Origin of the sequence: Massilia sp. CFBP9026 (genome assembly GCF_034045165.1) — a bacterium.
Taxonomy (GTDB): Bacteria; Pseudomonadota; Gammaproteobacteria; order Burkholderiales; family Burkholderiaceae_D; genus Telluria; species Telluria arenae.
This window is the reverse complement of record NZ_JAXCWH010000010.1, coordinates 187,776-211,147: the sequence shown is the minus strand read 5'-3', so window position 1 is coordinate 211,147 and position 23,372 is coordinate 187,776. Positions and strand designations below refer to the sequence as shown.

The window sequence follows — 23,372 nt, the reverse complement described above, 5'->3', positions numbered from 1 at the left end:
GGCTGTCATTGAAGCCACGCCTGGATGGTTCAATGTCGTTGCCTCGCCAGCCTAGGCTTTGGATTGCGACACTAGGAAGGACCGCTTTTGGCCGATAGCAGACCTTGATATGCAGTTTTCTTCATCAAGGAAAAATAACGATCGAGGCCTTCGCTAGCGCTTGGTGCCGCACCGCCTGATGTCGTATGAATAACATGGAGTCTTCTACGTCGACCAGAGTGGCTACTCGTGATAGCTCACACTCCCGCTACCAGCCCGACTCGTGCTGCGCTCGCCCGGATTGCCATACACCTCGACGTCGCCGCTGCCGCTGAGCGACACCTTCACCTTGCCGCGCGCCTGCACCGCGCTGTCGCCCGAGCCTGACTGGCTTACCGTAACTTCCTCGGCGCGCAGGTGCTCGGCGTCGAGGTGGCCCGAGCCGGTAGTGGTGGCGTCGAGCTCGCGCGCGGTGCCAACCACGGTGATGCGGCCCGACCCCATCAGGCGCGTCTCGACCCGGTCCATCGCGGCGCCGCCATTCACGTCCAGGTCGCCGCTGCCTGTCAGGCTCACTCTGGCGGTGCGGAAGCGGCCATTGAAACGCACGCTGCCCGAGCCGTTGAGCTGGACGGCGATTTCGTCGCCCGAGAAACCATTGATGCTGCTGTCGCCACTGCCGTCGATCCGGACCGAGGTCAGGGCCGGCAGGGTCAGGTCGACCACCAGCGGTTCGCGGTGGCGCAGCACCATGCCGCGAATGCCGATGCGCAGCACATTGCCGTCGCCCTGGACTTCGACATTGCCCAGCATGCGCTGCTCGCCGCTGACCTGCAGCGACGGCGTGGCGCCATAGCGCAGGTTCAGGTCGATCGGGCCGTCGAGCTCGACGACGTCGACGCCGGCCGGCACGCTGCGCCGGTCCTGCGCCACTTCGCGCCGTTCGGCGGCGGTGCTCACGCCGGTGGCGCGCAGCATGCTATAGCTCAGCGCCACCAGCACGGCGGCCAGCAGCAGCAGGGCGAATCCGATTCTCATCAAGGCGCGCATGGTGTCCTTATCCCTTCAGCAGCGACAGGTTCATGTTCACGTAGCGGCGAATGCCCATCAGCGTGTATTTGGTAAGCACGATCGACAGCAGGAACAGCACGATGCCGCCCAGGATCAGCGCGCAGCCGAAGGCCACCTGCGTGGTGCGCGAGCCGGGATCCAGCTCGGTCGTGATCTGGATCTTGCGTTCGGCAACCGCCTCGGCCCCGCGCATGAAGCGCGAGTTGCGGTCGTCGCGCTCGGGGCGGGTCTCGGGATGGTCCTCATCGGCGCTCGGCACCGGTTCGTCGAACACGTGAATGCCGTTGGCGCCGATCGTGACCCGGGTCTGTGATTCAACCGTTTCGCCGTCGTCGCTGATCACCATGCGGGTCAGCGGGGCGCTCAGGATCAGCTCGTTCGAGCCGGCCAGTCCGCTGGCGGTCACGGCGATGCCCGAGACATAGACGCCGAAGGCGGACAGGTATAGCGACATCAGCAGCGAAGCGAACACCGCGGCCGGGATCAGCATGAACAGATTAAAAATCAACAGGCCGATGCCCGAGACGATCGTGCGCGCGATATTGCCCGACGGTTTCTTGTCCTTGTTGCTGTCCTTCAGGTCGGCCAAGTGGGCGCTGGTACGCAGGGTCACCGCGACCTGGCGCGGATCGCCCAGCTCGGCGGCCACCTCGTGTTCCGGCCGGCCGGCGGTGCTGCCGTCGACGAAGCGCTGCTCGTACCAGGCCAGGGTCCTGGCCTGAGTTTCCGGCGGCAGGCCCATTAGGGCCCGCTTGAGCGCGTCGAGGTATTCCAGCTTGCCCATGTGCTTGCGGCGCTCCGTCTAGTGGTGGCCGAGGGCCGGGATGGAACCGATCGCCATGACGGTCGCATGCGCCGATCCGCCGATCAGTTCGGGCTTGACCAGCACCAGGGTGCTCAGCGCCACGATGGCAACAATGGCAGCGGCGTGCAGGCCGAGACGGGGTTTCATAGTCAGTTCCATAAGACGGGTTTTGATGCTGCTACCTTACGGAATCGCCGGAAGCGGCGCCATCGGCGTGCGACAGGCTGCGCTTTTCGCGGGGCAGGGCGCCGTAGGCGCGGATGGCCGTCGCCGCCGCCTGGCCACTGCGCACCGCCGTTTCCAGGGTGGCCGGGTAGTCGCTGGCCGTGTAGTCGCCGGCCAGCACCAGGCCGGGCAGGGCTGTGGTGTTGCCTGGACGTACTAATGCGGGTGTGCAGCTGAAAGTGGCGCGTTTCTCGGTGATCAGCTGGGTCCAGCTCGGGGTGGCCAGTTCCGGCCGTCCGAAATCCTCAGCCAGCTGGGACGCGATGGCGGCTGCCAGCTGTTCGCGCGGCAGGCTAGCGGCCTCGGCGGCGGCACTCACTACCACTGCCAGCAGGCCGTCCTGGGCCGCATCCAGCTGGGCGCGGTCGAACACGAACTGGCCCCAGCGGTTTGCCGCAGGGTCGTCCAGCAGGGCGTAGAACGGCAGCGCGAGCCGGGTGCCGGGTGCGTATTGGAGGTAGCAGGTGGCGATAGGCTCGTGGGTGAAGGCCTCCAGTTGGGCAACCACCTGCGCGGCTTCCGAAAACCCCGCCAGCAGCGCCGCGCTCACCGGCGCCGGGGTGGCCAGCACCACCGCGTCGAAGCGTTCGGCCGCAGTATCGCCACCCGAGTCAACCAGCCAGCCGTCGCCATCGCGCTTGATGCCCGCGACCTTGACGCCCAGGCGCACGGAATGACCTCGACCCTGGCGCTCGAGCCAGGCGCCGGCCGGTTCCGGGAACAGCGCCCCCATCGGCAGGCGTGGCAGCAGCATGTCGGAGGCGGCGCGCCGGCGCGCGCCCAGGCTGTCGCGCAGCACGGCCAGGAACACATTGGCCGAGGCCCGTTCCGGCGGCGTGTTCAGGGCCGCGATGCACAGTGGGCGCCACATCAGCCGTGCCAGGCGCTCGGTCTGGTCGAAGCGCTCCAGCAGCTCGAGCACCGTGCAGTCGGTGTCCAGCTGCCAGCCCATCCAGCGCCCGGCGCTGTTGAAGCGGGCCAGCGCCAGCTTGTCGGCGCGGTCCAGGCCCTTGGCGCGCAGCAGGGCGAACGCCAGGTGCAGCGGCGCCGGCAGGCGTGGCGCGGCGAAGTCCATACCGTCGCCGCCCTCGGGATAGCGCATCTGCACCGGCAGTCGCAGGAAAGCGGTTTTTTCGTCGACGCCCACCCGTTTCATGAGCCGCAGCGATTCGCGGTAGGCGCCCAGCAGGATGTGCTGGCCGTTGTCCAGGGCCAGTCCGCGTACCTCGACGCCGCGCGCGCGGCCGCCCAGGCTGCGGGCGGCCTCGAACAGGGTCACCTGGCAGCCCTGGCGCGCCAGCTCCACCGCCGCCGCGCAGCCGGCCCAACCGCCGCCGGCGACCGCGACCCGCAATTCAGGTGCGGACATAGGTCTTCCACGCCAGCCAGAGTTTGCGCAGCGGCGTGAGCGAGATGCGCTGGTTGAGCACGTGGAAGCCGTCGCGCTGGATCTCGTCCAATAGCGTGCGGTAGATGGCGGCCATCATCAGGCCGGGACGCTGGGCGCGCCGGTCTTCCTTCGGCAGCAGGGCCAGGGCTTCGTCATAGATGGCTTGCGCGCGCTCGGCCTGGAAGCGCATCAGCGCCTCGAACTTGTCGGTGTGCTGCAGCTTGAGGAGGTCGTTGGCGGTGACGCCGAACTGCTGCAGCTCGTTGACCGGCAGGTAGATGCGGCCCTTGCGCGCATCGTCGCCGACGTCGCGGATGATGTTCGTCAGCTGGAAGGCCAGGCCGAGCTTCTCGGCATAAGCCAGGGTCTGCGGGTTGGTGTAGCCGAAGATGCTGGCCGACAGGATGCCGACCACGCCCGCCACGTGCCAGCAATAGCGCTGCAGGCCGGGGTAGTCGAGGTAGCGGCTCTGGTCGAGGTCCATCTCCATGCCGTCGACGATGGCCAGCAGGTGTTTCTCTTCCAGTTTATAGGTGGCGATGTGCGGCTGCAGGGCCAGCATCACCGGGTGGGTCGGGGTACCCGAGTACATCTTCGAGACCTCGGTGCGCCACCAGGCCAGCTTGATGCGCGCCACCGAGCCGTCGGTGGCCTCGTCGACGGTGTCGTCGACCTCGCGGCAAAAGGCGTACAGCGCCGTGATCGCGCGCCGGCGCTCGGGCGGGAGGAACAGGAAGCTGTAGTAGAAACTGGAGCCGCTTTGGACGGTCTTTTGCTGGCAGTATTCGTCTGGAGACATGAAATCGTCGTGAAATGCTGGTCGGGGCGCGGAAGGGCCGCGCAATCAATCCGCTATCTTAGCCGATGAGTGTGAAAGTTTGGCGTAGGGTGGACGGCTTGCCGTCCACGCGTTCAAAATACGGGCGCATTATAGCGGCGCATGCTCGAGCTGGACGCGTGGACGGCGGAGCCGACTGCGCGTCCCGGTCCACCCTACATCGAGGTGGTCGGTCACATACGTAATGCGCCCCAGCCGACCATGAACCAGTCGGGCGCCGACAGCACCGGGCGGCGCCGGAACACGTCGTAGCCGGCGTGTTCGATGCGGTCGAGGATGCGCAGGCCGCCCTGGACGATCATGCGCAGCTCCCAGCCGATGCGGCCCGGCAGGCGCTTGGCCAGCGGGGCGCCCGACAGCATCAGCGCGCGGGTGCGCTCGACCTCGAAGCGCATCAGGGCCTGGAACGGCGCGTCGACCGTGCCGGCGCGCAGCGCCGCCTCGCTCACCTTGAAGCGGGCCAGGTCTTCCAAAGGGATGTAAATACGCCCCTTCTCCAGGTCGATCGCCACGTCCTGCAAGAAGTTCGTCAGCTGCAGCGCGCTACAGATGGCGTCGGACTCGCGCACATTATCGGCGTCGTCGGCGCCGTACAGCGCCAGCATCAGGCGCCCGACCGGATCGGCCGAGCGGCGACAATAATCGAGAAGACTCGCATAATCAGCGTAACGCTGGGTAACGACGTCCTGCTTGAAGGCCGACAGCAGGTCGCGCATCGGGGAGAGCCGCAAGCGATACTGGGCGACTACGCCGGCCAGACGCGTAAACATGGGATCCGACGACGTCGCGCCGACATCGATCTGGTCCAATTCGCGTTCATAGGCTGCGAGGGCGGCCAGTCGTTCATCGGGTGTAGCGTTCCCTTCGTCGGCCAGGTCGTCTGCGCTGCGTGCGAAGGCATAGATCGCCTCGACCGCCGGCACCAGGCGGCGCGGCAGCAGGATCGAGGCGACAGGAAAGTTTTCGTAGTGGTCTACGGCCATTTTTGACGGATGACTCTAAAGTCATCTGATTATCTATTTGCATGATTATAATTGCTGGAATACAAACTGGCGCTAATGTGACGCTCACACGCAGCCAGCTCCGGCCTGAGACGCCGCCAGATCAGCCAAAGGATCGCCACTGTGTTTTCCCGAATTTCTTCTTCCGCCCTGCGCGCGGCCGTGCTGGCGCCGCTGGCCGCCGCCGCCCTGGTCGCCTGTTCCAAGCCCGCCCCACCTGCCGAGGACGTGCGTCCGGTGCGCGTGATCACCCTCGCCGCCGACACGGCGGGCGAGCGTCTGGAGTTCTCGGGCGACGTGCGCCCGCGCTATGAATCGCAGCTTGGTTTCCGGGTCGGCGGCAAGATCGTCGAGCGCAAGGTGGACGTCGGCGCCACGGTCAAGCGCGGCGACGTGCTGATGCGGCTCGACCCACAAGACCTGCGCCTGGCCGAAAGCCAGGCCCGCGCCACCCTGCGCGCCGCCGAGACCGAGCGTGATTTGGCGAGGGCCGACCACAAGCGCCACGTCGACCTGCGCGCACAGAATTTCGTCAGCCAGGCCGTGCTCGACGCCAAGCAGAGCGCCCTGAAGGCGGCCCAGGCCAATGTCGATGCCGCCCGCGCCGCGCTGCGCGGCCAGTCCAACCAGTCCAACTACGCCAGCCTGGCGGCCGACGCCGACGGCGTGGTGACCGCCATCGAGGCCGAAGTGGGGCAGGTGGTGCAGCCGGGCAGCCCGGTGGTGCGCATGGCGAGAACCGTCGAGAAGGAAGTGGTGATCGGCATCCCCGAAGACAAGGTCGGGCAGCTGCGCGCGGCGGGCGACGTCACCGTGCGCCTGTGGGCCAACGAGGCCGTGGCGATTCCCGGCAAGATCCGCGAAGTCTCGCCGATGGCCGATCCGGCCACCCGCACCTATACGGTGAAAGTGGCGATTCCCGAGAATGCCGAAGTCCGGCTGGGCATGACGGCGACCGTCGAACTGGCCACAGGCGCCAATGGCGCGGCCGGCCTGCGCCTTCCGCTGACCGCGCTGGTGCAGCACAAGGGCGCGAGCTCGGTCTGGATCGTCGAGAACGGCGCCGTCAAGCTGGTGCCGGTACAGGTGGTCGGCCAGGTGCGCAATGACGTGCTGGTCACGGGCCAGATCGCCGCGGGCCAGAACGTCGTCACCGCCGGCGTCAATCTGCTGAGGAATGGCCAGAAGGTGCGCATCCTCACCGCCGACGTCTCGCGCCGCGCCGACACCGAAACGATCGTGTCGGGCGAGGTCGGCAAATGAAGGGTTTTAATCTATCGCGCTGGGCGCTGGAGCACATCCCGCTCACGCGCTTCCTGATCGCCGCCTGCATGCTGTTCGGGATCCTCAGTTACTTCGAGCTGGGCCAGGACGAGGATCCACCCTTCACCTTCCGCGCGATGGTGGTGCGCGCCGTGTGGCCGGGCGCCACCGCGCTGCAGATGGCCGAGCAGGTGACCGATCCGCTCGAGCGCAAGCTGCAAGAGACGCCCTATATCCACACCATCCGCAGCTTTTCCAAGCCGGGCGAGACCACCATCATCCTCGAACTGCGCGAGTCGACACCGCCATCCGAGACGCCGGAGGCCTGGTACCAGGTGCGCAAGAAGATCGGCGACATCGCGGGCACCCTGCCGCAGGGCGTGATTGGGCCTTTCTTCAACGATGAATTCGGCGATACCTACGGTTCCATCTTCGCGCTGTCGGGCGACGGCTTCACCTATGCCGAGATGCGCGACTACGCCGACTTCGTGCGCCAGCAACTGCTGCGCGTGCCGCTGGTGGCCAAGGTCGAGCAGTTCGGGGTGCAGAGCGAGAAAGTCTATATCGAGTTCTCGAGCAAGAAATTCGCCCAGCTGGGCGTGCCTTTCGAGCAGATCGTCAACCAGATCGCGACCCAGAACCAGGTAGAAGCGAGCGGGGTACTGGTGACGGCGAGCGACAACCTGCAGGTGCGGGTCACGGGCGCCCTGCGGACCTTGGGCCAGATCGAAGACCTGCAGTTGCGCGCCGGCGGCACCACTTTCCGGCTCGGTGACTTCGCCACCGTCAAGCGCGGCTACCAGGATCCGCCGGCCGAGAAGATGCGCTTCAACGGCAAGGAAGTCATCGGCCTGGGCGTGTCGATGCAAAAGGGCGGCAATATCATCACGATGGGCGAAGGCTTGAGCGAGACGGTGGACCGCATTCGCTCCCAGCTCCCGGTCGGCATCGAACTCGAACGGGTGGCCGACCAGCCGCAGGCGGTGACGGCCTCGGTGGGCGAATTCGTCAAGGTGCTGATCGAGGCGGTGGTGATCGTGCTGATCGTGTCCTTCCTGGCGCTGGGCCTGCACACCAAGCCGAAGTGGCGGGTGGACGTGTATCCGGGCCTGGTGGTGGCGCTGTCGATCCCGCTGGTGCTGGCGATCACCTTCCTGTTCATGCGCATGCTGGACATCTCGTTGCACAAGATTTCGCTCGGCGCCCTGATCATCGCCCTCGGCCTGCTGGTGGATGATGCCATCATCGCGGTCGAGATGATGGTGCGCAAAATGGAAGAGGGTCTATCTCGCTTCGAGGCGGCCACCTTCGCCTATACCTCGACCGCGATGCCGATGCTGACCGGGACCCTGATCACGGCGGCGGGCTTCCTGCCGATCGGCCTGGCCGAATCGGCGGCCGGCGAATACACGTTTACGATGTTCTCGGTGAACGGGCTGGCGCTGCTGATCTCGTGGGTGGTGGCCGTCACGTTCACGCCTTACATCGGCTTCCTGCTGCTGAAGGTGAAGCCGCATGCGGCCGGGGAGGGCGGTCATCACGACGTCTTCGATTCGCCCGGTTACCAGCGCTTTCGCCGCCTGGTGAGCCGCTGCGTCGAGTGGAGAAAGACCACGATCGCGCTGAGCCTGGGCGTGTTTGCGCTGGGCGTGTTCGGCTTTAATTTCATCGAAAAGCAGTTCTTCCCCGATTCGAGCCGCCCCGAGCTGATGGTGGAGTTGTGGTCGCCCGAAGGCACCAGCTTTGCCGCCAACGAAGCCGTCGTGAAGCGCTTCGAAGCCTTCCTGGCCAAGCAGGAGGGCGTGCAGAGCGTGACGAGCTACGTCGGCACCGGCAGCCCGCGTTTTTACCTGCCGCTGGACCAGATCTTCCCGCAGTCGAACGTGTCGCAGCTGGTGGTGCTGCCGGTGGATACCGCCGCGCGCGAGCGCCTGCGTATGAAGATCATCGAGATCTTCAAGACCGACTTCCCCGAGGTGCGCGGCCGCGTGAAACTGCTGCCGAACGGGCCGCCGGTGCCGTATCCGGTGCAGTTCCAGGTGCTGGGTCCGGACATCGGCGTGGTGCGCACCATCGCCGACCAGGTCAAGGAAGTCATGGCCGCCAACCCGAATACGCTGGGCGTGAACGACAACTGGAACGAATCGGTCAAGGTGCTGCGCCTGGACCTGGACCAGGACAAGCTGCGCGCGCTCGGCGTGACCTCGCAATCCGTGCGGCGCGTGGTGCAGACCACCCTGACCGGCACCCCGATCGGCCAGTTCCGCGAATCGAACCGCCTGATCGAGATGGTGGTGCGCCAGCCGCTGGAGGAACGTTCGACCATCACGCGCCTGCAGGAAGCCCTGGTGCCGACCGCCGGCGGCCGCGCCGTCACCATCGGCCAGGTCGCGCGGGTGCAGTTCGTGTGGGAGCCGGGCGTGGTCTGGCGCGAGGGCCGCGAGTGGGCGATCATGGTGCAGTCCGACGTCGTCGAGGGCATCCAGGGGCCGACCGTGACCGACCAGGTCGATGCCAAGCTGGCCGACATCCGCGCCAAGCTGCCGGCCGGCTACCGCGTGACGGTGGAGGGCGCCGCGGCCGACAGCTCCGAGGCCGAGGCCTCGATCATGGCCAATGTGCCGCTGGTGCTGTTCATCACCTTTACCTTGCTGATGCTGCAGCTGCACAGCTTCTCGCGCTCGCTGCTGGTGTTCCTCACCGGTCCGCTGGGCGTGGCGGGAGCGGCGATGGCGCTGTTGATCCTGGATCGTCCGTTCGGCTTCGTTGCCAACCTGGGCGTGATCGCGCTGTTCGGGATGATCATCCGGAATTCGGTGATCCTGGTGGACCAGATCGAGCATGACATCGCCAATGGCAGCCATCCTTGGGATGCGATCGTGGAATCGGCGGTGCGGCGTTGCCGGCCGATTCTGCTGACGGCGGCTGCGGCGGCGCTGGCCATGATTCCGCTGTCCCGGTCGACGTTCTGGGGACCGATGGCGGTGGCGATCATGGGTGGCCTGATCGTGGCGACGGCGTTGACCTTGTTGTTCTTGCCGGCCTTGTATGCACTGTGGTTCAAGGTCAAGAAGCCGGAGCAGAGTGACGCGTCCTTGAACCGCTGACCGTCGCTCCGTCGTTCCCGCGAAGGCGGGAACCCAAGTTTTATGCAAAGTGGTAACGCGCGCATTGGCGATAATGCGAGCGAACTTGGGTTCCCGCCTGCGCGGGAACGACGTATTAAAGCTAACTCAAGAAGTCCCTGCCTTGCGCCATACCCCGCACCACTAAAAATGATGCCCAATAGTGTCAGAAATTCCAGTAAAATAATCGTTTGAAGTTGTAGCCCCTAAACATTGGAGTGCAGGGCGGCCGGTTTCACTGTCGGTCGTCCTTTGTTTTTGTGGCAATTATGCAATCCTGAGCGAGGATGGCGAAATTGGTAGACGCACCAGGTTTAGGTCCTGACGCCAGCAATGGTGTGGGGGTTCGAGTCCCCCTCCTCGCACCACGAATAATTATTTTTTTGGACGATTTTTACAATGGCAACTGCAGTCGAAACCCTGGGTAAACTCGAGCGTCGCTTGACGATCTCTTTTCCGGTCGCTGACGTCCGTACCGAAGTCGAAAAGCGCCTGAAACAGCAGGCCAAGACGGCCCGCGCGCCGGGCTTCCGTCCAGGCAAAGTGCCTCTGAAGATGGTCGCTGCCCAGTACGGCTACCAGATCGAAACCGACGTCCTGAACGACAAAGTCGGCCGCGCTTTCAACGAAGCCGCCGTCGAGAACGAACTGCGCGTTGCCGGTTTCCCGAAAATCGAGCCTAAGCAAGACTCCGCAGAAGGCACCCTGTCCTTCGACGCGACCTTCGAAGTGTATCCAGAAGTCGTGATCGGCGACCTGGCTGCCGTCGAAGTCGAAACCGTCAACACCGACGTCAGCGACGTCGAAATCGACAAGACCATCGACATCCTGCGCAAGCAGCGCGTGCACTACCACACCAAGGGTGAAGCAGGCGAGCACGGCACCGGCGGCGAAGCAGTGGCTGCCAATGGCGACCGCGTGACCGTCGACTTCGTCGGCACCCTGGATGGCGTCGAATTCGCTGGCGGCAAGGCTGAAGACTACGCCTTCGTGCTGGGCGAAGGCCGCATGCTGCCGGAATTCGAAGCCGCGACCATCGGCCTGAAAGTCGGCGAAGCCAAGACTTTCCCACTGGCTTTCCCAGAGGACTACCATGGCAAGGACGTGGCCGGTAAAACCGCCGAGTTCACCATCACCCTGAAGGCCCTGGAATGGGCGCACCTGCCGGAAGTCGACGCCGAATTCGCCCAATCGCTGGGCATCGAAGACGGCTCGATCGAGAAGATGCGCGAAGACATCAAGGTCAACCTGGAACGCGAAGTGCGCGCCCGTGTCAAAGCACGTAACAAGGAAGCCGTGATGGACGCCCTGGTCAAGTCGACCGAACTGGACGTGCCACAAGTCATGATTGAGCAAGATTCGGAACGCCTGGCCGAAATGACCCGCCAGGACATGTCGCAGCGCGGCATGGACGTCTCCAAGCTGCCATTCCCGGCCGAGATGTTCAAGGACAAGGCAGAGCGCCGCGTGCGCCTGGGCCTGATCCTGTCGCAACTGGTCGCAGACAACAATCTGCAAGCTACCCAAGACCAGGTGAAAGCCCAGATCGAAGACTTCTCGCAAAGCTACGAAGATCCAAAAGAAGTGCTCAAGTACTACTTCAGCGACCGTCGTCGCTTGGGTGAAGTCGAAGCTCTTGTATTGGAAGAAAACGTCGTCAACTATGTACTCGGCAAGGCGAAAGTGTCGACCACGACCATCGCTTTCGATGAACTGATGGGCAGCGTCCCACAGGCCTAAGGAATCGAAATGCCGGCCTGCGTGGCCGGCATTTTTTTCCATGGCCTCTTTATAAGGAACGAGACAGGTATGATTCGTAATCCGGCATTGGATACACAAGCACTCGGCATGGTGCCGATGGTGATCGAACAGAGTGGCCGCGGCGAGCGCGCCTATGACATCTATTCGCGCCTCTTGAAGGAGCGCGTGATCTTCCTGGTCGGCCCTGTCAACGACCAGATGGCGAACCTGATCGTCGCCCAGATGCTGTTCCTGGAAAGTGAAAATCCTGACAAGGATATTTCGCTCTACATTAACTCCCCGGGCGGTTCGGTCTCGGCGGGCCTGGCGATCTTCGACACGATGAACTTCATCAAGCCGGATGTCTCGACACTGTGCACGGGTCTGGCCGCCTCGATGGGCGCCTTCCTGTTGGCCGCCGGCGCCAAGGGCAAGCGCTTCTCGCTGCCGAATTCGCGCGTCATGATTCACCAGCCATCGGGCGGATCGCAGGGTATGGCTTCGGATATCGAAATCCAGGCCAAGGAAATCCTGTACCTGCGCGAGCGCCTGGCGCGCATCATGGCCGACAACACCGGCCAGAGCATCGAGCAGATCCACAAGGATACCGACCGCGACCGCTTCATGTCGGCGGACGAGTCCGTCGAATATGGCTTGATCGACAAGGTCCTGACCAGTCGCGGGTAGGTTTCAACCCCGTACCTCGAAAGAGGTGTTGGAAAAAAACGCCCGGACGCGATCACGTTCGGGCGTTTGTTTTTTATTTCGGGTAGCATGTTCGTAGGTGCACAGGTTGCGCTGCCTTCATGGCATGTCACATTGGCACTTGTTGCACACTCGTATAAGCGTTATATTCACAGCAATTCAATAGAGTCCTGCCCCCATGTCAGACAAAAAATCCTCCAGCGGCGAAAAACTTCTGTACTGCTCGTTCTGCGGAAAGAGCCAGCACGAAGTCAAGAAGCTGATCGCGGGACCGTCGGTGTTCATCTGCGATGAATGCATCGATCTGTGCAACGACATCATCCGCGATGAAACGTCGAACGTCGAAACGGTGGCGGGCGCCAAGTCCGACCTGCCGACGCCCCTCGAAATCACCGAACTGCTCGACCAGTACGTGATTGGCCAGCAAACGGCCAAGCGCATCCTGTCGGTGGCGGTGTATAACCACTACAAGCGCCTCAAGCACCTGGGCAAGAAAGACGAAGTCGAACTGGCCAAGAGCAATATTCTGCTGGTTGGACCAACCGGTTCGGGTAAAACCCTGCTGGCCCAGACCCTGGCGCGCATGCTCAATGTGCCGTTCGTGATCGCCGACGCGACCACCTTGACCGAAGCCGGCTATGTCGGTGAAGACGTCGAGAACATCATTCAGAAGCTGCTGCAGAGCTGCAACTATGAGGTGGAAAAGGCGCAGCGCGGCATCGTCTACATCGACGAGATCGACAAGATTTCGCGCAAGTCCGACAATCCATCGATCACCCGCGACGTGTCGGGCGAGGGCGTGCAGCAGGCGCTGTTGAAACTGATCGAAGGCACGATGGCGTCGGTGCCGCCACAAGGTGGCCGCAAGCATCCGAACCAGGACTTCGTACAGATCGACACGACCAACATCATGTTCATCTGCGGCGGCGCCTTCGACGGCCTGGCCAAGGTGATCCAGAACCGTTCGGTCAAGAGCGGCATCGGCTTCGGCGCCACGGTCAAGAGCCTGGACGACAGCTACAACGCCGAGATCCTGCTCGAAGCCGAGCCAGAGGATCTGATCAAGTTCGGTCTCATCCCCGAGCTGGTGGGCCGTCTGCCGGTCGTAGCCGCTCTGAGCGAGCTGACCGAGGAAGCGCTGATCCAGATCCTGGTCGAGCCTAAGAACGCCCTGATCAAGCAGTATTCGAAGCTGCTCGAGATGGAAGGCGCCGAGCTGGAGATTCGTCCTGCAGCCCTGCACGCGATCGCCAAGAAAGCGCTGGCGCGCAAGACCGGCGCGCGCGGCCTGCGTTCGATTCTCGAACACGCGCTGCTGGACGTGATGTATGAATTGCCAAGCCAGCAAAACGTCGTCAAAGTCGTGATCGATGAAAATACGATCACGAATGGCGCGAAACCTTTGCTGATTTATAGCGAAACCGCGAAGGCGTCTGGAGAGAACTGAAAAAAGCCCGCACGCACGCCACAAAAAGGCTTGCCGTGCGGACTCAACTAGGTACAATCATTCTCAATAAAAGACTCCAGGCTTCAATCGAAAAGCCACTCGCGGCGCGCCGCGCGGTGGCTTTTTCAATTTTGGAACGGCTTTTATTGGAACAGTTATATTCTTCGGCAAGTTGAAACTTTTTTACTTGTAGAAAATATTTTCGCTGGGTGGCCCTTGTGTTTTCACTGCCCAGCGCCCAAGTTCAGCAACACGCTTTCTATAAGGTATGCCATGACAACTTCGAAATTAACCGAGCAAACGACGCTGCCGCTTCTGCCGTTGCGCGATGTGGTTGTGTTCCCGCATATGGTGATACCTCTGTTCGTCGGCCGTCCTAAATCCATCAAGGCGCTCGAAGCCGCAATGGAGCAGGGCAAGAGCATCATGCTGGCTGCCCAGAAGGCCGCCGCCAAGGACGAACCTTCCGCCGCAGACATCTATGAGATCGGCTGCGTGGCAAATATTCTGCAAATGCTGAAACTCCCGGACGGCACCGTGAAGGTGCTGGTGGAAGGTTCCCAGCGCGCGCGCATCGATAATATTACCGATGGCGCTACCCATTTCGTGGCCGACCTCACGCCGCTCAATTCGGAAATCGGCGACGATTCCGAAGTCGAAGCCATGCGCCGCGCGATCGTCCAGCAGTTCGACCAGTACGTCAAACTCAATAAAAAGATTCCGCCCGAGATCCTGGCTTCGCTGGCCGGCATCGACGACGCCGGCCGCCTGGCCGATACCGTCGCCGCGCACCTGCCGCTCAAGCTCGAGCAGAAGCAGGTGATCCTGGAGATCTTCAACGTCGCCAAGCGCCTCGAGCACCTGCTCGGCCAGCTGGAAGGCGAACTGGACATCCTGCAGGTCGAGAAGCGCATCCGTGGCCGCGTGAAGCGCCAGATGGAAAAATCGCAGCGCGAGTACTACCTGAACGAACAGGTCAAGGCAATCCAGAAGGAACTGGGCGAAGGCGAAGAGGGCGCCGACATCGAGGAGCTCGAGAAGAAAGTCATCGCCGCCAAGATGCCGAAGGAAGCCATGGACAAAGCCCAGGCCGAGATTCGCAAGCTCAAGCTGATGTCGCCGATGTCGGCCGAAGCCACGGTCGTACGGAACTACATTGACACCCTGGTGTCGCTGCCATGGAAGAAAAAGTCGAAAGTGACCATCGACCTGCAGAACGCGGAAGCCGTGCTCGAGCAGGATCACTACGGCCTCGACAAGATCAAGGAACGCATCCTGGAATACCTCGCGGTGCAACAGCGCGTCGACAAGCTCAAGGCCCCGATCCTGTGCTTCGTCGGTCCTCCTGGTGTCGGCAAGACCTCGCTGGGCCAGTCGATCGCCCGCGCCACGAACCGCAAGTTCGTGCGCATGGCGCTGGGCGGCGTGCGCGACGAAGCCGAGATCCGCGGCCACCGCCGCACCTATATCGGTTCGATGCCGGGCAAGGTGCTGCAATCGCTGGCCAAGGTCGGCGTTCGCAATCCGCTGTTCCTGCTCGACGAGATCGACAAGATGGGCGCGGACTTCCGCGGCGACCCATCGTCGGCCCTGCTCGAGGTGCTGGACCCGGAACAGAACCACACCTTCTCGGACCACTACCTGGAGGTCGATTTCGACCTGTCGGACGTGATGTTCGTGGCGACCTCGAACTCGTTCAACATCCCGCCGGCGCTGCTGGACCGGATGGAAGTCATCCGCCTGTCGGGTTATACCGAAGACGAGAAGACCAGCATCGCGCAGCGCTACCTGCTGCCGAAGCAGTTGAAGAACAACGGCCTGAAGGAAGAGGAAATCAAGGTCGAAGAGACCGCGATCCGCGACATCATCCGTTACTACACCCGTGAAGCCGGTGTGCGTTCGCTCGAGCGCGAAGTGTCGAAGATCTGCCGCAAGGTGGTCAAGATGCTGCTGCTGAAAAAAGGTTCGACCGCGGCCGAGAAGCGCGTGATCGTCAATGCCAAGAACCTGGACAAATTCCTGGGCGTGCGCCGCTACGACTTCGGCGTGGCCGAGAAGGATAACCAGATCGGCCAGGTGGTCGGCCTGGCCTGGACCGAGGTGGGCGGCGACCTGCTGACGATCGAGGCGGTCAATGTTCCGGGCAAGGGCGGTATCATCCGCACCGGTACGCTGGGCGACGTGATGAAGGAATCGATCGAGGCAGCCCGCACCGTGGTGCGTAGCCGCGCGCAGCGCTTCGGCATCAAGAACGAAGTGTTCGAGAAGACCGATATCCACATCCACGTGCCGGAAGGTGCGACGCCGAAGGACGGTCCGTCCGCCGGCATCGGCATGACGACCGCGCTGGTCTCGGCCTTCACCGGCATCCCGGTGCGCGCCGACGTGGCAATGACGGGGGAGATCACGCTGCGCGGCGAAGTGCTGCCGATCGGCGGCCTGAAAGAGAAGCTGCTGGCGGCGCATCGCGGCGGCATCAAGACGGTGCTGATTCCCGAGCAGAACGTGAAGGACCTGGCCGAGATCCCGGACAACGTCAAGAACAAGCTCGAGATCGTGCCGGTGCGCTGGATCGAGAAGGTCCTTGAGATCGCGCTGGAACGCCAGCCGGAAGCGCTGTCCGATGTGCCTGCAGTCGCCGTGGCGCCAGCCCCGAGCGAAGGGCAGAGCGAAGTGGTCAAGCACTAAGCACTCAGTACTTCACGTAGTTCATGAATCAGGCGCCCTTGCGGCGCCTGTTTTTTTGCTCGCTACTTTAGAGCGTCGTACCCGCGAAGGCGGGTACCCAAGTGCGCACGCAAACCATCATCATCGAACGCAGTCGGCACGCAAACAACTTGGGTACCCGCCTGCGCGGGTACGACGTGTTAGCGCGCGGGCGTCGTGTTAGCGCGCGGGCGTCGTGTTAGCGCGGGCGTCGTGTTAGCGCGAGCGTCGTGCGATTAGCTTCAGAGTGTCAATACTGACGGGCTTTCTGACCCGCCAACCGAAGTCTTCCTCGACCATGCTCGCTTGACATCCCTATGTTGCCCTTGTTTAATATACGCTTGCACTTTTGCAGCAATGGCGCGGTATGCGTCACGAACGGAAAACGAGGAAACGAGTGAACAAGACAGAACTGATCGAAGAAATCGCGAAGTCCGCGGACATTACGAAGGCCTCGGCGACGCGTGCACTCGACGCCATGATCGAAGCGGTCACCGAAAGCCTGAAGAAGAACGACAGCGTCACGCTGGTGGGCTTCGGCACCTTCACCGTGGGCGAGCGCGCAGCGCGTACTGGCCGCGATCCACGCACCAAGGAACCCATCAAGATCAAGGCTGCGAAGGTTCCGAAATTTAAGGCTGGTAAAGCGCTGAAAGATGCAGTAAACTAATGCCTTCTTCGCGGTGACAAGCGAAGAAAGCAGCAGGATAACGTTGTATTCATCCTGATGCTGGGTTGATTGTTTTTTGCTGGAGCGGTAGTTCAGTTGGTTAGAATACCGGCCTGTCACGCCGGGGGTCGCGGGTTCGAGCCCCGTCCGCTCCGCCAACAAAAAACATGAAACACGAGTCTGGAGCGGTAGTTCAGTTGGTTAGAATACCGGCCTGTCACGCCGGGGGTCGCGGGTTCGAGCCCCGTCCGCTCCGCCAGAATTTAGTAAGACAGGGGCAGCTCAAAAAAGAGCCGCCTCGAAACGAGAAGAGGCGAACGCGAGTTCGCCTTTTTTTTTAACTGTGCTGTTAATGCATTCTCAACCTTGAATGGCTGACCATGTTTGAATTTATTCGGACCCACAAGCGCTGGATGTACGGGATCCTGCTGCTCTTGATCGTTCCCTCGTTCGTGTTCGTCGGGATGGAGAGTTACCAGAGCAATGACGGCGGCGCCGGTGTCGCCACCGTCGATGGCCAGAAGATCACCCAGCAGGAGTGGGAAGACGCGCAGCGCCGCCAGATCGACCAGGCGCGCCAGATGATGGGCGAGCAGTTCGACCAGAAGCTGTTCGAAACCTCGGAAGCCAAGCAGGCGATCCTGAACAACCTGGTGGCCGAGCGCGCCATCAATGCCGAGATCAACCGCGCGCACATGAGCGTGAGCGATGCGACCCTGCAGAAGACCATCATGGACATCCAGCAGTTCCGCCTGCCGGACGGTGGCTTCGACATGGAAGGCTACAAGGCCGCGCTGGCCGCGCAAGGCATGACGCCCGAGATGTTCGACCAGCGCCTGCGCCGCGACCTGGCCGTGCAGCAGCTGTCGGGTGCGATCCAGGCGACCGCATTCGCGCCGCGCAGCGTCGCCAACCGCCTGTCGGACATCAACGACCAGGAACGTGAAGTGCAGGAAGTCCTGTTCCCGCTGTCGACCTATCTGCCGCAGGTGAAGGTTACCGACGAGATGGTCAAGGCTTATTACGACAAGAACGCGCAGCTGTTCCAGATTCCGGAGCAGGTGAAAGCCGAATACGTCGTGTTCGATGCGTCGACCGTCGAAGGCCAGGTGCAGGTCACCGACGCCGAAGTCACCGACTACTACAACAAGAACCTCAAGAACTACACCACGCCCGAGCAGCGCAGCGCGAGCCACATCCTGATCACGGTGTCGCGCGATGCCGACGCCGCAACCCAGGCGGCCGCCAAGAAGAAGGCGGAATCGGTGCTGGCCGAGGTGCGCGCCAATCCGGACAACTTCGCGGCGATCGCCAAGGCCAACTCGCAAGACCCGGGCTCGGCCCAGTCGGGCGGCGACCTGGGCGTGGTCGAGAAAGGCCTGTTCGTGAAGTCGGTCGAGGATTCGATCTACGCGATGAAAGAGGGCGAGACGAGCGGCCTGGTGCAGTCGGAATTCGGCTGGCACGTCATCAAGGTCACCGGCATCAAGCCGTCGACCCAGCGTTCGCTGGACGATGCGAAGGGCGATATCGCCGCCGACCTCAAGAAGCAGAAGATGTCGGCCAAGTACACCGAGCTGGCGGGCGTGTTCAGCGAGACCGCGTATGACCAGTCCGAAAGCCTGAAGCCGGTCGCCGACAAGCTCAAGCTGCAGATCCAGACCGCCGACAACCTGACCCGCACGCCGAACCCGGCGCTGGGCGACTCGCCGATCAACAACGCCAAGTTCCTGACCGCCCTGTTCGGCAACGACGCGATCAAGAACAAGCGCAATACCGAAGCCGTCGAAGTGGCGCCGAGTGTGCTGGTGTCGGGCCGCGTGGTCGAGTTCCGTCCGGCGACCAAGCGTCCGCTGGCCGAAGTCGATGCCCAGATCCGCCAGCGCGTGACGCTGGAAGAAGCGGCCCGCCTGGCGCGCGCCGCCGGCGAAGCAAAGCTGAAGGCTGCGAAGGCATCGGGCGACGCTACCGGTTTCGGTGCACCTGTGAGCGTGTCGCGCACCAAGGAGCCGGCGATCAACCAGACCGCGGCGATCGCCGTGCTGAAGGCCGACGTGACCAAACTGCCGGCCTATGTCGGCGTCGAAGTGCCGGGCCAGGGTTATGGCGTCTACCGCGTCGGGAAGGTGTCGCAACCGGCCCAGCCAGATACGGCGCGCCGCAAGCAGGAATCCGACCAGATCGGCAACCTGGTCGGCCAGCAGCAGATGTATGACTACGTCGAAGCGCTGAAGGTCAAGGCCAAGGTGAAGATCAATGTTCGCCCGAATGAACTGGGTGCGAACACCGACGAGCAGTAATCGGTTCGTTGGACGATAAAAAGCCCGGCTGCTTGTGCAGCCGGGCTTTTTTTTTTCGTGTGCGTCGATCTGATGTGAGACTACGGATGTAGCTGGCGCGCGGCCTTGAGAAAGTCCTCGGGCGCGATGTCGTCCAGCGTCAGCACGTCGGCTTGCGGGTAACGCACGAAGTTGCGGTCGATCGAGCGCAGGTAGGCCGGATCGTAGTGCTGTGCCAGCAGCTGGTCGACCAGTTGCGCCATCTCGCCGCCATTGGCCATCGCGTGCCAGGCGTCGATCTGCGCGCGGCCATGCAGCTGCACCAGGTGATCCAGCTGCGTGTTCAATGCCGATGGATCGGCGCAGAAGTGCTCGTAGTCTTCCATCAGCAGCCGCACGCGGTTCGGGCGCGACAGGTTCACGGCGATGCAGGGCGAGGCGCGCATGCGTTCCATGACCACGCCTGGCACGCGCAGGTTGCCGACCTTCTTGCTCTCGGATTCGACGAACACGGGCTTTTCGGGATCGAAGCGGCGCAGCTTGTCCCACACCAGGCTTTCGAACATCTTCTGGGTCGGTTGCGGTTCGTTCGGCAGGTGGCCGAGCACCGAGCCGCGGTGGGCCGCGAGCTTCTCGAGATCAAGCACCTGGGCGCCAATGCCATCGAGCGTTTCCAGCAGGCGGCTCTTGCCGCTGCCGGTGGTGCCGCACACGACGCGAAAATCGAGTTCGGGAGGATTCTCCAGCGCCGCGCTCACGTGGGCGCGATAGGTCTTGTAGCCGCCTTCGAGCTGCACCACCGGCCAGCCGATGCGCGCCAGGATGTGCGCCATCGCGCCGCTGCGGTTGCCGCCGCGCCAGCAGTACACCAGCGGACGCCATTCGCGCGGCTTGTCCGCCCACAGGGTCTCGATATGGCGCGCGATATTGCGCGCGATGATCGGCGCGCCGACCTTCTTGGCCTCGAAGGCGCCGGTCTGCTTGTACAGCGTGCCGACCAGGACGCGTTCCTCGTCGTTCAGGACGGGGCAGTTGATCGCGCCAGGAATGTGGTCGAGGGCGTACTCGGCCTCGCTGCGCGCATCGATGATCGCATCGAACGTATCGAGCTGCGGCAGCAGGGCGTCGAACCCCAGGACTTCCGGATACTTCATGCTCATTGAAGCTTACTTTTTGATGAGGGCCGCGAACTGCGGCCAGATGTTATTGAGGATGATCGGATGCGCCTGGGCAGTCGGGTGCAAGCGGTCTTGCTGGAACAGGGCAGGCTTGTCGGCCACGCCTTCGAGCATGAACGGCACCAGCGGCGACTTGGTGGATTTGGATACGGACTCGAACATATTGAAGAAGCGTTCGGTGTATGCACGCCCATAGTTCGGCGGCATCCGCATGCCGACCAGCAGCACGCGCGCCTTGGTGTCTTGCGCCATGGCGATCATGGCGCGCAAATTGGCTTCGGCCGATGGCACCGGCAGGCCGCGCAGGCCGTCGTTGGCGCCCAGTTCGATGACGACGATGTCCGGACGGTGCTGCTTGATCAGGGCCGGCAGGCGCGCGCGGCCGCCGCTGGTGGTCTCGCCGCTGATGCTGGCGTTGACCACCTTCGCTGCGATCTTCTCGCGCAGCAGTTTCTGTTCCAGCAGCGCCACCCAGCCCGCGCCGCGCGCGATGCCGTATTCGGCCGACAGGCTGTCGCCCACCACGAGCACGGTTTTTGGTGCAGAATAGGCGCTCGCCGTCGCGACCAAGGTGAGGAATGCGACGACAGTTAAATTTTTAAGAAAAGCTAGCATGCGTGATCATCCCGAGGCATTCAAAAACGGCGTCAGCGACGCCGGCGTACATGCAGGCCGTCCGCCCGCGATCCAGGTAAGCGGTTTGTCGAAGAAGGTGGCCGACGCCAGCGGCGAGCTCACCATCCTGCAAAGCATCGATTTTACCGTGCAACCGGCCGAGACGCTCGCGCTGGTGGGTGCATCCGGCTCGGGCAAGTCGACCCTGCTCGGCCTGCTGGCTGGCCTCGACACGCCATCCTCCGGCACCGTGCTGCTCGATGGCACCGACATCTTCGTCCTCGATGAAGACGGGCGCGCGGCCTTCCGCAAGGCCAAGCTGGGCTTCGTGTTCCAGTCGTTCCAGCTGCTGGCCCACCTGACCGCGCTCGAGAACGTGATGCTGCCGCTCGAACTGCGCGGCGATGCAGGGGCGCGCGAGAAGGCCACCGAGATGCTGGGCCGAGTTGGGCTGTCGAGCCGCCTGAAGCACTATCCAAAATTCCTGTCCGGCGGCGAGCAGCAGCGCGTCGCGCTGGCGCGCGCCTTCGTCACCGAACCGCCGCTGCTGTTCGCCGACGAACCGACCGGCAGCCTCGATGCCGCCACCGGCGAGTCCGTCATCCAGCTGATGTTCGAGCTCAATCGCGAACGCGGCTCGACCCTGGTGCTGGTGACCCACGATCCGGGCATGGCGGCGCGCTGCGGCCGCACGATCACGATCGCGGCCGGCCGCCTGGTCGAATAAATACATCAACGGCTGGCGGCATCCTTCACCAGCCGGTTCAATACCTTGCGCACGGCTGCCGGCAACTCGCCGGCGGTCATGCCGATCGGACCGACGCCTTCGTCCACCAGCGCATCGGCCGCCGCGCCATGGATCCAGGTGGCCGCAGCCGCCGCCTCCCATCCGGTCCATCCCTGCGCCAGCAAGGCGCCGCAAATCCCCGCCAGCACGTCGCCGCTGCCCGCCGTGGCCAGGCCGGCATTGCCCGTGGGGTTGACCAGCACATCGCCATCGGGACGCGCGATCACCGTGCCCGAGCCCTTCAGGATCACCGTTGCATTGGTGCGCAGCGCCATTTCGCGCGCGGCTTCCAGGCGGTCGGACTGCACGACCGCCGCCGTCATCCCGAGCAGGCGCGCGCCTTCGAGCGGATGCGGCGTCAATACCGCCGGCGCCGTGCGCTGCGCCAGGCGCGATTGCAGGTCGGGGCTGGCGCCGATCAGGTTCAATGCATCGGCGTCGATCACCAGCGGGCTGTCGCTGTCGAGCGCCCTGGCCAGCAAGCGGATCGCATTGGCCGAGTCGCCCATGCCGGGGCCGATCACCAGCGTGCGGCCAAAGAAATCGAAGTCCTCGGCCGCGCGGAACATGATCTCGGGCTGGCTGCTGTCGTAGCCAGGCGGCGTATTCAGCGCGGCCACGTAGACACGGCCGGCGCCCGCGTACAGCGCACCGCGCGCTGACAGTACTGGCGCGCCGGCCATGCCGTGGGCGCCGCCGATGATCGCGACGTCGCCGAAGCTGCCCTTATGCGTGTTGTGGCGCCGCGCCGTGAAGCGGTCGGCGAACAGCGGCAGGCCGCTCAGTTGCGCCGTCGCGCGCGGTAGTGACTCGCTGCCGACGCCGAGTATGTCGACCCGCACCTCTCCGGCATGGTCGCGGCCGTCGGCCGTGTGCAGGCCGGGTTTATCGCCGAGGAATGTGATCGTGTGGGTGGCGCGCACCGCGATGCCGTCCGGGCCGATCACGGCGCCGGTGTCGGCATCCAGGCCGCTCGGCACGTCGAGCGCCAGGATCGGGCAGTGTATCGTCTCGAGACCGACCACGACTTCGCGATAGTCGCCGTCGACCGGCCGCTCCAGACCGATGCCGAACAGGCCGTCGATCACCAGGCACCATTCGGCGCCGGGCGGCAGCATGTCGATCCAACCGACCGAGCCGGCGCGGGCGCGCTCGTAGGCGGCTGCCGTTTCGGCCGAGGCGTCGCGCCGGCCCGGCAGGTGCAGGACGGTGGCGTCTACGCCGGCGTCGGCCAGGTTGGCCGCGGCTTCGAGCGCGTCGCCGCCATTGTTGCCAGGACCGGCCAGCACCAGCACCGGCCGGTCGCGCCGGTCGCCCAGCAGTTCAAGGGCAAAGTCGCTGGCAGCCTTGCCGGCGCGCTGCATCAGGGTGCCCGGCGCCAGGCCGGCGTAGGCTGCTTGTTCGATGGCGCGCAATTGCGCGACCGTGTAAAGATGTCGTTCCATGCTCGTTCATATCGTTGGGGGTATGGATTCATTGTCGTGCATTTCAGCCAACGTTGTCGCGCCGTCCGATCTACAATAGGCGCTTCCCCCGTTACAGCAGGAG

Annotated in this window: 18 protein-coding genes and 3 tRNA genes; 12 read left to right on the top strand and 9 right to left on the bottom strand. The window is 63.5% G+C overall.

What is annotated here, in order from left to right; translation table 11 throughout:
• Positions 1-222: 222 nt before the first annotated feature.
• The 6 genes from SOM28_RS22495 to hpnC form a co-directional block, all read right to left on the bottom strand.
• Complete coding sequence (locus SOM28_RS22495) at positions 223-1,017, bottom strand: head GIN domain-containing protein (protein ID WP_320469520.1); 795 nt, start codon at positions 1,015-1,017, stop codon at positions 223-225.
• 19 nt (positions 1,018-1,036) lie between these two features.
• Positions 1,037-1,834 carry a DUF1700 domain-containing protein gene (locus SOM28_RS22490; protein WP_320469519.1) on the bottom strand — a complete coding sequence of 266 codons (798 nt, stop codon included), beginning with the start codon at positions 1,832-1,834 and terminating at the stop codon, positions 1,037-1,039.
• An 18-nt stretch (positions 1,835-1,852) separates the two neighbouring features.
• Complete coding sequence (locus SOM28_RS22485; RefSeq protein ID WP_320469518.1) at positions 1,853-2,002, bottom strand: hypothetical protein; 150 nt, start codon at positions 2,000-2,002, stop codon at positions 1,853-1,855.
• 31 nt (positions 2,003-2,033) lie between these two features.
• Positions 2,034-3,449: a hydroxysqualene dehydroxylase HpnE gene (hpnE, locus tag SOM28_RS22480; protein ID WP_320469517.1), complete on the bottom strand. Its 1,416-nt coding sequence runs from the start codon at positions 3,447-3,449 to the stop codon at positions 2,034-2,036.
• Positions 3,436-4,269, bottom strand: a complete 834-nt coding sequence (gene hpnD / locus SOM28_RS22475) for a presqualene diphosphate synthase HpnD (RefSeq protein WP_320469516.1) — start codon at positions 4,267-4,269, stop codon at positions 3,436-3,438. The genes hpnE and hpnD overlap by 14 nt, the downstream gene beginning before the upstream one ends.
• A 212-nt stretch (positions 4,270-4,481) precedes the next feature.
• Positions 4,482-5,291, bottom strand: coding sequence for a squalene synthase HpnC (gene hpnC / locus SOM28_RS22470; RefSeq protein ID WP_320469515.1), 810 nt, complete (start codon positions 5,289-5,291; stop codon positions 4,482-4,484).
• A 141-nt stretch (positions 5,292-5,432) separates the two neighbouring features.
• Between hpnC and SOM28_RS22465 the strand changes: the two genes are divergently transcribed.
• From SOM28_RS22465 to SOM28_RS22415, 11 genes are all read left to right on the top strand, one after another.
• Complete coding sequence (locus SOM28_RS22465; RefSeq protein ID WP_320469514.1) at positions 5,433-6,572, top strand: efflux RND transporter periplasmic adaptor subunit; 1,140 nt, start codon at positions 5,433-5,435, stop codon at positions 6,570-6,572.
• Positions 6,569-9,679: an efflux RND transporter permease subunit gene (locus tag SOM28_RS22460; protein WP_320469513.1), complete on the top strand. Its 3,111-nt coding sequence runs from the start codon at positions 6,569-6,571 to the stop codon at positions 9,677-9,679. The genes SOM28_RS22465 and SOM28_RS22460 overlap by 4 nt, the downstream gene beginning before the upstream one ends.
• Positions 9,680-9,978: 299 nt before the next feature.
• Positions 9,979-10,065, top strand: a tRNA-Leu gene (locus SOM28_RS22455).
• A 31-nt stretch (positions 10,066-10,096) separates the two neighbouring features.
• Positions 10,097-11,437: a trigger factor gene (gene tig, locus SOM28_RS22450; RefSeq protein ID WP_320469512.1), complete on the top strand. Its 1,341-nt coding sequence runs from the start codon at positions 10,097-10,099 to the stop codon at positions 11,435-11,437.
• A gap of 69 nt (positions 11,438-11,506) precedes the next feature.
• Positions 11,507-12,124 carry an ATP-dependent Clp endopeptidase proteolytic subunit ClpP gene (gene clpP, locus SOM28_RS22445; RefSeq protein WP_123072090.1) on the top strand — a complete coding sequence of 206 codons (618 nt, stop codon included), beginning with the start codon at positions 11,507-11,509 and terminating at the stop codon, positions 12,122-12,124.
• 196 nt (positions 12,125-12,320) lie between these two features.
• Positions 12,321-13,589, top strand: a complete 1,269-nt coding sequence (gene clpX, locus SOM28_RS22440) for an ATP-dependent Clp protease ATP-binding subunit ClpX (RefSeq protein ID WP_123072091.1) — start codon at positions 12,321-12,323, stop codon at positions 13,587-13,589.
• Between the two features lie 273 nt (positions 13,590-13,862).
• On the top strand, positions 13,863-16,277 hold the full coding sequence (gene lon, locus SOM28_RS22435) for an endopeptidase La (protein ID WP_320469511.1): 2,415 nt from the start codon (positions 13,863-13,865) through the stop codon (positions 16,275-16,277).
• A gap of 415 nt (positions 16,278-16,692) precedes the next feature.
• Positions 16,693-16,965: an HU family DNA-binding protein gene (locus tag SOM28_RS22430; protein WP_005671138.1), complete on the top strand. Its 273-nt coding sequence runs from the start codon at positions 16,693-16,695 to the stop codon at positions 16,963-16,965.
• Between the two features lie 81 nt (positions 16,966-17,046).
• Positions 17,047-17,123: transfer RNA gene (locus SOM28_RS22425), tRNA-Asp, on the top strand.
• Positions 17,124-17,147: 24 nt separating this feature from the next.
• Positions 17,148-17,224: transfer RNA gene (locus tag SOM28_RS22420), tRNA-Asp, on the top strand.
• Between the two features lie 121 nt (positions 17,225-17,345).
• Positions 17,346-19,265 (top strand): SurA N-terminal domain-containing protein, encoded by a 1,920-nt coding sequence (locus SOM28_RS22415; RefSeq protein ID WP_320469510.1) that lies wholly within the window; start codon positions 17,346-17,348, stop codon positions 19,263-19,265.
• Positions 19,266-19,345: 80 nt separating this feature from the next.
• On the opposite strand, the gene mnmH is transcribed toward SOM28_RS22415, so the two are convergent.
• The gene (mnmH, locus tag SOM28_RS22410; RefSeq protein ID WP_320469525.1) at positions 19,346-20,398 is read right to left on the bottom strand and encodes a tRNA 2-selenouridine(34) synthase MnmH; all 1,053 of its coding nucleotides are present in this window, start codon (positions 20,396-20,398) and stop codon (positions 19,346-19,348) included.
• Between the two features lie 12 nt (positions 20,399-20,410).
• Positions 20,411-21,037: an arylesterase gene (locus tag SOM28_RS22405; protein ID WP_320469509.1), complete on the bottom strand. Its 627-nt coding sequence runs from the start codon at positions 21,035-21,037 to the stop codon at positions 20,411-20,413.
• On the opposite strand from SOM28_RS22405, the gene SOM28_RS22400 reads away from it, so the two are divergent.
• Positions 21,036-21,764, top strand: coding sequence for an ABC transporter ATP-binding protein (locus SOM28_RS22400; protein WP_320469508.1), 729 nt, complete (start codon positions 21,036-21,038; stop codon positions 21,762-21,764). The genes SOM28_RS22405 and SOM28_RS22400 overlap by 2 nt on opposite strands.
• Before the next feature lie 5 nt (positions 21,765-21,769).
• Here the strand turns inward: SOM28_RS22400 and SOM28_RS22395 are convergent, their stop codons facing one another.
• Positions 21,770-23,269: an NAD(P)H-hydrate dehydratase gene (locus tag SOM28_RS22395; RefSeq protein ID WP_320469507.1), complete on the bottom strand. Its 1,500-nt coding sequence runs from the start codon at positions 23,267-23,269 to the stop codon at positions 21,770-21,772.
• Between the last annotated feature and the right edge of the window lie 103 nt (positions 23,270-23,372).